The sequence below is a fragment of the Nitrospirillum viridazoti CBAmc genome (genome assembly GCF_000730165.1).
GTDB classification, from domain to species: domain Bacteria; phylum Pseudomonadota; class Alphaproteobacteria; order Azospirillales; family Azospirillaceae; genus Nitrospirillum; species Nitrospirillum viridazoti.
On the sequence record NZ_CP022110.1, the window covers coordinates 921709 to 930000 of the forward strand.

8 protein-coding genes and 1 tRNA gene are annotated in these 8292 nt (G+C 67.2%); 8 read left to right on the plus strand and 1 reads right to left on the minus strand.

Annotation, left to right across the window (positions count from 1 at the left end; genetic code table 11):
• Positions 1-2: 2 nt before the first annotated feature.
• Positions 3-728: a lipoyl(octanoyl) transferase LipB gene (lipB, locus tag Y958_RS04320; RefSeq protein WP_088871036.1), complete on the minus strand. Its 726-nt coding sequence runs from the start codon at positions 726-728 to the stop codon at positions 3-5.
• A 189-nt stretch (positions 729-917) separates the two neighbouring features.
• Here lipB and Y958_RS04325 point away from each other — a divergent pair.
• From Y958_RS04325 to Y958_RS04360, 8 genes are all read left to right on the plus strand, one after another.
• Positions 918-1002: transfer RNA gene (locus Y958_RS04325), tRNA-Leu, on the plus strand.
• Between the two features lie 246 nt (positions 1003-1248).
• Entirely contained in the window at positions 1249-3534 is a 2286-nt protein-coding gene (locus tag Y958_RS04330; RefSeq protein ID WP_004272317.1) for an NADP-dependent malic enzyme, read from the plus strand.
• Positions 3535-3667: 133 nt separating this feature from the next.
• Entirely contained in the window at positions 3668-4297 is a 630-nt protein-coding gene (locus tag Y958_RS04335; RefSeq protein WP_088871037.1) for a TetR/AcrR family transcriptional regulator, read from the plus strand.
• Complete coding sequence (locus Y958_RS04340) at positions 4287-5474, plus strand: acetyl-CoA C-acyltransferase (RefSeq protein ID WP_088871038.1); 1188 nt, start codon at positions 4287-4289, stop codon at positions 5472-5474. Before Y958_RS04335 ends, Y958_RS04340 begins: the two co-directional genes overlap by 11 nt.
• Positions 5475-5591: 117 nt before the next feature.
• Positions 5592-6197: a 2-hydroxychromene-2-carboxylate isomerase gene (locus Y958_RS04345; RefSeq protein ID WP_088871039.1), complete on the plus strand. Its 606-nt coding sequence runs from the start codon at positions 5592-5594 to the stop codon at positions 6195-6197.
• Positions 6197-7156, plus strand: a complete 960-nt coding sequence (locus Y958_RS04350) for an ion channel (protein ID WP_088871040.1) — start codon at positions 6197-6199, stop codon at positions 7154-7156. The genes Y958_RS04345 and Y958_RS04350 overlap by 1 nt, the downstream gene beginning before the upstream one ends.
• Positions 7157-7331: 175 nt before the next feature.
• Positions 7332-7673: a hypothetical protein gene (locus tag Y958_RS04355; protein WP_004272552.1), complete on the plus strand. Its 342-nt coding sequence runs from the start codon at positions 7332-7334 to the stop codon at positions 7671-7673.
• A gap of 146 nt (positions 7674-7819) precedes the next feature.
• Positions 7820-8248 carry a DUF1489 family protein gene (locus Y958_RS04360; RefSeq protein ID WP_040845399.1) on the plus strand — a complete coding sequence of 143 codons (429 nt, stop codon included), beginning with the start codon at positions 7820-7822 and terminating at the stop codon, positions 8246-8248.
• Positions 8249-8292 lie beyond the last annotated feature (44 nt).

Here is an 8292-nt window from a genome sequence, read left to right on the forward strand (position 1 = left end):
CCTTACCGGGTACACGTCTCCACAGCCGCGCTGGGGGTCTCGAACACGCCGTCCCAGGCGTCGCGCATTGCCGCATCCACCTCGTGCAGGCTGACCAGGTGCCCCAGGGCATGCATGGAGGTGACGCCGAACTGGGTGATGCCGCAGGGCACGATGCCGCCGAAGTGGCTGAGATCCGGATCCACGTTCAGGGAAATGCCGTGGAAGGTGACGCCGCGGCGCACCCGCACGCCGATGGCGCCGATCTTGTCCTCCTGGCCCGGCAGCCCGCCATAGGGCTGCTTGTCCACCCAGATGCCCACCCGGCCGCAGCGCCGCTCACCCTTGATGTTGAACAGGGCTAGGGTGCGGATGATCCATTCCTCTAGGTTGGTGACATAGCGGTGCACGTCAGGCCCGCGCTTCACCAGGTCCAGCATGACATAGGCCACGCGCTGGCCGGGACCATGATAGGTGTATTGGCCCCCGCGCCCGGTCTGGAACACGGGGAAGCGGCCATGGTCCAGCAGGTCCTCCGCCTTGGCGCTGGTGCCGGCGGTGTACAGCGGCGGGTGTTCCAGCAGCCACACCAGTTCGGGCGCCGTCCCGGCGCGGATGGCGGCCACGCGTTCCTCCATGGCGGCCACCGCCTCGAGATAGGGCACCGGCTGGTCGCTGATGCGCCATTCGGGGCCGGCCAAGGGAGGGGAGGCGGGAACGGCGTCGGTTTCGGTCAGGGGCAGGGACATCGCGGTTGCTTACCTGTCGTGCTAAGGCGGTTCCGGCGGGTGCGGCGCCGGGGTCTTTCCAGGGTCACACCTTTATATAGTGTGTCCCGATCCCGATGGGGCCACACGAGGGCTTGCTATGGGATCGGCGATTTGCTATTCCCCCGTTCACCCGTTGGCAAGCCCTTGCCGACGAGGTTCTGACATGATGCGGTCATGGCGGAATTGGTAGACGCGCAGCGTTGAGGTCGCTGTGGGGCAACCCGTGGAAGTTCGAGTCTTCTTGACCGCACCATCACCTGAAAGGCCGGCCCCTTGGGGTCGGCCTTTCGCGTTTGCGGATGGTCGCTTCCCGTCGGTTCCGCGCATGGCAGGTGGGCGCGCCGACGCCGAATGGCACCATAGTGCCCATGGCCTCTGGACAATGCCGGCCCCCCCGCCTTAAGCAGGAGGCAGACCGAACGGTTTACGACGCCCGTGGCAGCATCGGCGCCCCGTGACGCCGCTCGCGACCCAGTCCCCCGCAGAAGAGACCGGCCCCATGTCCGACGAGTTTCGCGAAGCCGCCCTTGACTATCACCGGCTGCCGACGCCGGGTAAGATCGCCGTCACGCCGACCAAGCCCCTGGCGACACAGCGCGACCTGGCCTTGGCCTATTCGCCCGGCGTGGCCTTCGCCTGCGAGGCCATCGTGGCCGACCCGGCCGAGGCCAGCCAGATGACCTCGCGCGGCAACCTGGTGGCCGTCATCACCAACGGCACCGCCGTGCTGGGCCTGGGCGACATCGGTCCGCTGGCCGCCAAGCCGGTGATGGAGGGCAAGGGCGTCCTGTTCAAGAAGTTCGCCGGCATCGACGTCTTCGACATCGAGATCGACCAGAAGGACCCCGACAAGCTGGTCGAGGTCATCGCCGCGCTGGAGCCGACGTTCGGCGGAATCAACCTTGAGGACATCAAGGCGCCGGAATGCTTCTACGTGGAAAGCAAGCTGCGCGAGCGCATGAAGATCCCGGTCTTCCATGACGACCAGCACGGCACCGCCATCATCGTCGCCGCCGCCATCACCAACGCGCTGAAGCTGCGCGGCCGCAAGATCGACGAGGTCAAGCTGGTGGCCAGCGGCGCCGGCGCCGCCGCGCTGGCCTGCCTGGATCTGCTGGTGGATATGGGCATGCCCGTGGACAACATCTGGGTCAGCGACATCAAGGGCGTGGTCTATGATGGCCGCACCGAGCTGATGGACCCGCGCAAGGCGCGCTACGCCAAGAAGACCAACGCCCGCACCCTGGATGACATCATCGATGGGGCGGACATCTTCCTGGGCCTGTCCGCCCCGCGCGTGCTGACCAAGCCCATGGTGTCCAAGATGGCGGGGCAGCCGGTCATCCTGGCGCTGGCCAACCCCACTCCGGAAATCATGCCGGAAGAAGCGCGGGAAGCGCAGCCCGACGCCATCATCGCCACCGGGCGGTCCGACTATCCTAACCAGGTCAACAACGTCCTCTGCTTCCCCTTCATCTTCCGGGGTGCCTTGGACGTGGGCGCCACCCAGATCAACGAGGCGATGAAGATCGCCGCGGTGGAGGCCATCGCCCGTCTGGCCATGGCGGAACAGCATGACGTGGTGGCTGCCGCCTATGGCGACCAGCAGGCCGGTTTCGGCCCCGACAACATCATCCCCAAGCCCTTCGACCCACGGCTGATCCTGGAGATCGCGCCGGCGGTGGCCAAGGCCGCCATGGACAGCGGCGTGGCCACCCGGCCCATCACCGATTTCGACGCCTACCGCGAGCGGCTGTCGCAGTTCGTCTTCCGCTCCGGCCTGTTGATGAAGCCGGTGTTCTCCCGCGCCAAGCAGGCGCCCAAGCGCCTGGTCTACTGCGAGGGCGAGGAGGAGCGGGTGCTGCGCGCCGTGCAGTTCGTGGTGGACGACGGCCTGGCCAAGCCCATCCTCATCGGCCGTCGCGACGTGGTGGCCCGCCGTATCGAGAAGTTGGGCCTGCGCATCCAGCTGGACCGCGATGTCGAGCTGGTCGACCCACAGAACGATCCGCGCTATGCCGACTACTGGCAGAGCTACCACGCCATCATGGAGCGCCGGGGCGTCAGCCCGGACCGCGCTCGCCAGGTGGTGCGCAACAACACCACCGTCATCGGCCTGATGATGGTGCGCAAGGGCGACGCCGACGCCATGATCGGCGGCACGGTCGGTCTTTATGACTGGCACCTGAAGCATGTGCTGGACGTCATCGGGCTGAAGCCGGGCACCACCATTCCCGCCGCCCTGTCGGTGCTGATCCTGCCCAAGGGCACCTTCTTCCTGGCCGACGCCTATGTGACGCCGGAACCCACGGCCGACCAGATCGCCGCCATGACGGCCCTGGCGGCGGAAGAGGTGCGGCGCTTCGGCGTGGTGCCCAAGGTGGCCCTGCTGTCGCACTCCAACTTCGGCAGCCACGGTGATGCTTCGGCCCTGACCATGCGGGCCGCCCTGGCCAAGATCGAGCAGCAGTGCCCGACGCTGGAGGTCGAGGGCGAGATGCATGCCGACAGCGCCATTTCCGAGGACATCCGCAATCGGGTTTTCCCCAACAGCCGCCTGAAGGGCATGGCCAATCTTCTGATCATGCCCAGCCGCGACGCGGCCAACATCGCCTTTAACCTGCTGAAGACCCTGGGCGAGGGACAGCCGGTGGGCCCGGTGCTGCTGGGCGCCGCCCAGCCGGTGCACATCCTCACCCCCTCAGTCACCGTGCGCGGCATCGTCAACATGTCGGCCCTGGCCGTGGTCGATGCCCAGATGCATGAGGCGGGCGAGGACGCTTGATCCAGCCCCCCTCGGGGCGCCCCTTGACTGACAGCGGTAAAGACCCGTCCCGGAGCGATCCGGGGCGGGTCTTCGCTTTTCGGCGCAGGGCTTTGCCTTGACAATAGCACGATCGTTCGTTTATTTGCGTCCCATGAGCAAGGGTGTCCGCACGCGCGCCGCCATCCTGGGTGAGGCCTTGAGCCTCATGAGCACGGATGGACTGTCAGGTCTCACCATCGGCCTGTTGGCGGAGCGTACCGGCTTGTCGAAAAGCGGGCTGTTCGCCCATTTCGGGTCCAAGGAACAGCTGCAGGTGGCGGTGTTGCAGGAGGCCCAGGCCTGCTTCACCACCCATGTCATCCGGCCGGTGCTGGATCTGCCGCGCGGCCTGCCGCGGCTGGAGGCTTTCGCCGAGGGCTGGTGGGCGTGGAACCGCTCACCCCCCTTTCCCGGCGGCTGTCCCATCCAGGCGGCCAGCCTGGAACTGGATGACCGGCCAGGACCGCTGCGGGATGAGATCGCCGGCGCCCAGCGCCGCTTGCGCGCCTTCATCCGGCAGGGGGCCGCCATGGCGGTGGCCGCGGGGCATTTCCGCCCCGGTCTCGATTGCACCCTGTTCGCGTTCCAGATGGTGGGTATCGCCTTCGCCCAGACCATGACCTGCCGCCTGCTGGGTGAGCCGGAGGGCCTGGATTTCGTCCGCCGTGCCTGGCGCCTCCAGGTGGACGGCGCTTTGGGCACCACACAGAATCAAACGGGAGAGATGAACCATGTCGAGTGATCCGATTGTCATCGTCAGCGCCGCCCGCACCGCCATGGGCGGCATGATGGGCGACCTGTCCAGCCTGCCGGCCGCCCAGTTGGGGGCGGCTGCCGTGAAGACGGCGGTGGAACGCGCCGGCCTCGCGCCTGAGGCCATCGATGAGGTGGTGATGGGTTGCGTGCTGCAGGCCGGCCAGGGCCAGGCGCCCGGCCGCCAGGCGGCGCTTGCCGCGGGCCTGCCGCAGTCCGTGCCGTGCAGCACCCTGAACAAAATGTGCGGCAGCGGCATGAAGGCGGCCATGGTCGCCCATGACCTGCTGGTGGCGGGTAGCGTCGACATCGCGCTGGCCGGCGGCATGGAAAGCATGTCCAACGCCCCCTATCTGCTGGACCGCGCCCGCGGCGGCTATCGCTACGGCCATGCCACCATCTACGACCACATGGCGCTGGACGGGCTGGAAGACGCCTACGACCGCGGCCGCGCCATGGGCACCTTCGCCGAGGACACGGCCAGCCATTACCAGTTCACCCGCGAGATGCAGGACGCCTACGCCATCGAAAGCCTGCGCCGGGCCAAGGCCGCGGTGGAAGGCGGCTGGTTCGACGGCGAGACGGTGGGCGTCACGGTGAAGGGCAAGGCCGGCGACGTCGTCATCAGCCGGGATGAGCAGCCGCTGAAGGGCAAGCCGGAGAAGATCCCCACCCTGAAGACCCCGTTCCGCAAGGACGGCACGGTGACGGCGGCCAGCAGCGCCAGCATCAGCGACGGTGCCGCCGCCTTGGTGCTGACCCGCGCCAGCGTGGCGGAGAAGCGCGGCCTCACGCCGCTGGCCCGCATCGTCGGCCATGCCAGCCACGCCCGCGCCCCCAACTGGTTCACCACCGCCCCCATCGGCGCCATCGAGACCCTGTTCGCCAAGACCGGCTGGTCCGCCCGCGATGTCGACCTGTTCGAGATCAACGAGGCCTTCGCCGTGGTGCCCATGGCGGCGATGCGGGAATTCGACATTCCCCACGAGAAGGTCAACGTCCATGGCGGCGCCTGCGCCCTGGGCCACCCCATCGGCGCCTCGGGCGCCCGCATCCTGGTGACCTTGCTGGCAGCACTGCAGCGCTACGGCCAGACCCGGGGCGTGGCCAGCCTGTGCATCGGCGGCGGCGAAGCCACGGCCGTGGCCATTGAACGTCTCAACTGACACCCATCCACGCTGGACCTGGTCCGGCGAGTGGGCATACTGACGGGCGGCTGTGCCGAGGGGTGCAGCCGCCCGAATAACATTGGCCGAATAACATTGGGGGGAGGGGGACCTGTGATGGCAGCGCAGCCCTTGGACTTTTATTTCGACTTCGCCTCGCCCTACGGCTATTTCGCCGCCATGGCGATCGATGAACTGGCGGCCCGCCATGGCCGCACCGTCGCCTGGCACCCCATCCTGCTGGGGGCGGTGTTCAAGAGCACGGGCGTCACGGCCACGGTGCTGCGCCCCTTGCAGGGTGATTACCTGCGGCATGACGTAATGCGCTCCGCCCGCTATTACGGCCTGCCGCTGGTGTGGCCGCAGGTAATGCCGATCAATGCCGTGGCGTCCTCCCGCGCCTATTACTGGACGGCCGCCCGGGATATCGGTCTGGCGCGGAGCTTGGCGAAGGCGCTGTACCGTGCCCACTGGCAGGAGGGGCGGGACATTTCCGGGGTGGACGTGGTGGCGGATGTCGCCACCGGCATCGGCATGGATGCGGATAGCCTCAAGGCCGGCATGCAGGAGCCGGCGGTGAAGGACGCGCTCCGCGTCGCCACTGATGCCGCCATGGCCCGGGGCGTCTTCGGCTCCCCCTTCATCTTCGTGGATGGGGAGGGGTTTTGGGGGGCGGACCGCCTGGTGCAGGTGGAACGCTGGCTGGCGCAGGGCGGCTGGTGATGAACGCGACCACACCCCGGCCCGTTCCGTCCCGGCGGCGGCGCAAGCGCACCCTGGTGACGCCCATCGTCCTGACGGTGGGCCTGCTGGCCTTGATCTCGCTTACCATCCAGGGGGCGGATCCGGGCCTGATGCTGGCGCTGTTGGGGGCGGTGGTCGTGGTGGTGGGCGCCTGCCACCTGCTGTTCCCCGGCAGCCGCTTCTTCACCATCGGCTTGGCCAACTTCGTCGGCATCTACGCCATCATCTTCGAGTTCTTCGTCGAGGCGCACTTTTCGCAGTTGCCGCCGGGCCTGCTGGGGCTGGGTTTCGTCCTGCCATTGGCCGCTTTCCTGGCCGGCGTGGTGATTCGGCGCGAAGGCATTCGCGCCATTGTCCAGGCGCGGCCGGACGGCAACGCCAGGCGGCGCGACCTGCGCCGCTTCGGCCGCGCCTTCGGCTGGGTGGTGCCGCTGGGCCTGGTGGGGGTGGCCACTTTCCTGCTGACCCCCGAAACGCCCCAGCCCGTGGTGCGCGACGCCTTCTTTGCCGCCATGGGCTTCATCGCCTTCATCGTGCTGCTGGTCAGCTACGATGTGGTGGTGCTGCTGTTGGAGACGGGCCTGCTGTTCGAGGAGTTTTTCGAGCAGGTGGCCGGCCTGGCGGAGCCGGCCTTCGCCTTCTTCACCTTCTACTCCCTGCTGGTGATCGTCTTCGCCGCCCTCTACACGGTGGTGGACCGCTTTTCCCCCGTCAGCCAGTTCATGATCGGCGGCGCGCCGCAGAAGATCGGATTCGCGGAAAGCCTTTATTTCTCCGTCGTCACCCTGTCGACCGTCGGCTATGGCGACATCGTGCCGGTGGGCAGCTTCATCCGTCTAGTCGTGGCGGCCGAGGTCATCGTCGGCATGTTGCTGTTGCTGTTCGGATTCAACGCCATCTTCAGCTATTCCAGCAGCCGCCGGCCGCCCGACCGCTGACAACCGGGTTTGGTCCAGGGCCCGGCCGTTATCACGGAAGAAACATCGCTGGTGCCGACGTCAAAAAAGTCTTAACGCTTCTCTGATAGGGGTGGGACCTGACAGCCGTGTGGGGCGGGAGTATATCGCTTCCGGGGCCACCCCAGCGCGGGCCTAACTTGAGGGGCGGGATGCCGTGAGCCGGTCGATCGAGGGCGTCACCAACTGGATGCACCTATTCCGTTGGATCGTGAAGCTGATCCGCGACGACTACGGCGTCGACGAGAAAATCCTGACCCGCACCGCCGTGCTGGAGACCGACTGCGGCCTCAGCATCGAGCAGGTGGAAGAGGTGCTGGACACCGTCGCCGACAGCTTCGCCATCCGCTTCCCCCAGGGCACCCTGGATGAGGTGCTGAAACTGGAAGAGCTGTGCCTGCTGGCCGCGTGGCTGAAGGGCATGTTCAAGCGGCCGGAATTCATCTCCGACGGTTTCGAGGCCAAGTGCCGCGCCCTGAACGCCTCGGTCGGGGCGTAGTTGTTCCTTGGATGTCGGGCTTAGGCCCCGCTTATGATCCGCTTGAGTATCACCCCTTGAGGACCGCCCCTGTGACGGGGCGCCTTGACCCTCAGGCTTAAGCTCGTAGTCTCAACCCCCCGATAGACACCGGCCTTGTTGAGACCATGCCCTTACATATGCTGCGCCTTGCCGTGGGCGCCCCCGACCTTGCCGACATGCGCGACTGGCGCAACCGCAACCAGATGGACTGGCACGGCCACCGGGTGGTGCCCACCTATACCCGCCGCATGCCCACGCGCACGGCGGAGCTGCTGGACGGCGGCTCCCTCTATTGGGTGGTGAAGGGCATCCTGTGCTGCCGCGCCCGTTTCGTCGGTTTCGATCTCATGCGCTCGCCCGAGGGGGATGAGGTCTGCCGCATGCTGTTGGATACCGAACTCGTGGAAACCGTGCCCCAGCCCAAGCGCCCCTTCCAGGGGTGGCGCTATCTGAAGCCGGAGGACGCGCCGCCCGATCTGGACCAGGCGGGTGGCGGGGGGCAGGACCTGCCGCCCCATATATTGGCGGAACTGCGCCAGTTGGGTCTGGCCTAAACCGCTGCTTCTCCTGTTGGCCTGCGGGCTTTGGGATGGTTTCC

Coding starts and splice junctions, on each gene's coding strand:
- lipB (WP_088871036.1), bottom strand. CDS start 728: ATGTCCCTGCCCCTGACCGAAACCGACGCCGTTCCCGCCTCCCCTCCC.
- Y958_RS04330 (WP_004272317.1), top strand. CDS start 1,249: ATGTCCGACGAGTTTCGCGAAGCCGCCCTTGACTATCACCGGCTGCCG.
- Y958_RS04335 (WP_088871037.1), top strand. CDS start 3,668: ATGAGCAAGGGTGTCCGCACGCGCGCCGCCATCCTGGGTGAGGCCTTG.
- Y958_RS04340 (WP_088871038.1), top strand. CDS start 4,287: ATGTCGAGTGATCCGATTGTCATCGTCAGCGCCGCCCGCACCGCCATG.
- Y958_RS04345 (WP_088871039.1), top strand. CDS start 5,592: ATGGCAGCGCAGCCCTTGGACTTTTATTTCGACTTCGCCTCGCCCTAC.
- Y958_RS04350 (WP_088871040.1), top strand. CDS start 6,197: ATGAACGCGACCACACCCCGGCCCGTTCCGTCCCGGCGGCGGCGCAAG.
- Y958_RS04360 (WP_040845399.1), top strand. CDS start 7,820: ATGCCCTTACATATGCTGCGCCTTGCCGTGGGCGCCCCCGACCTTGCC.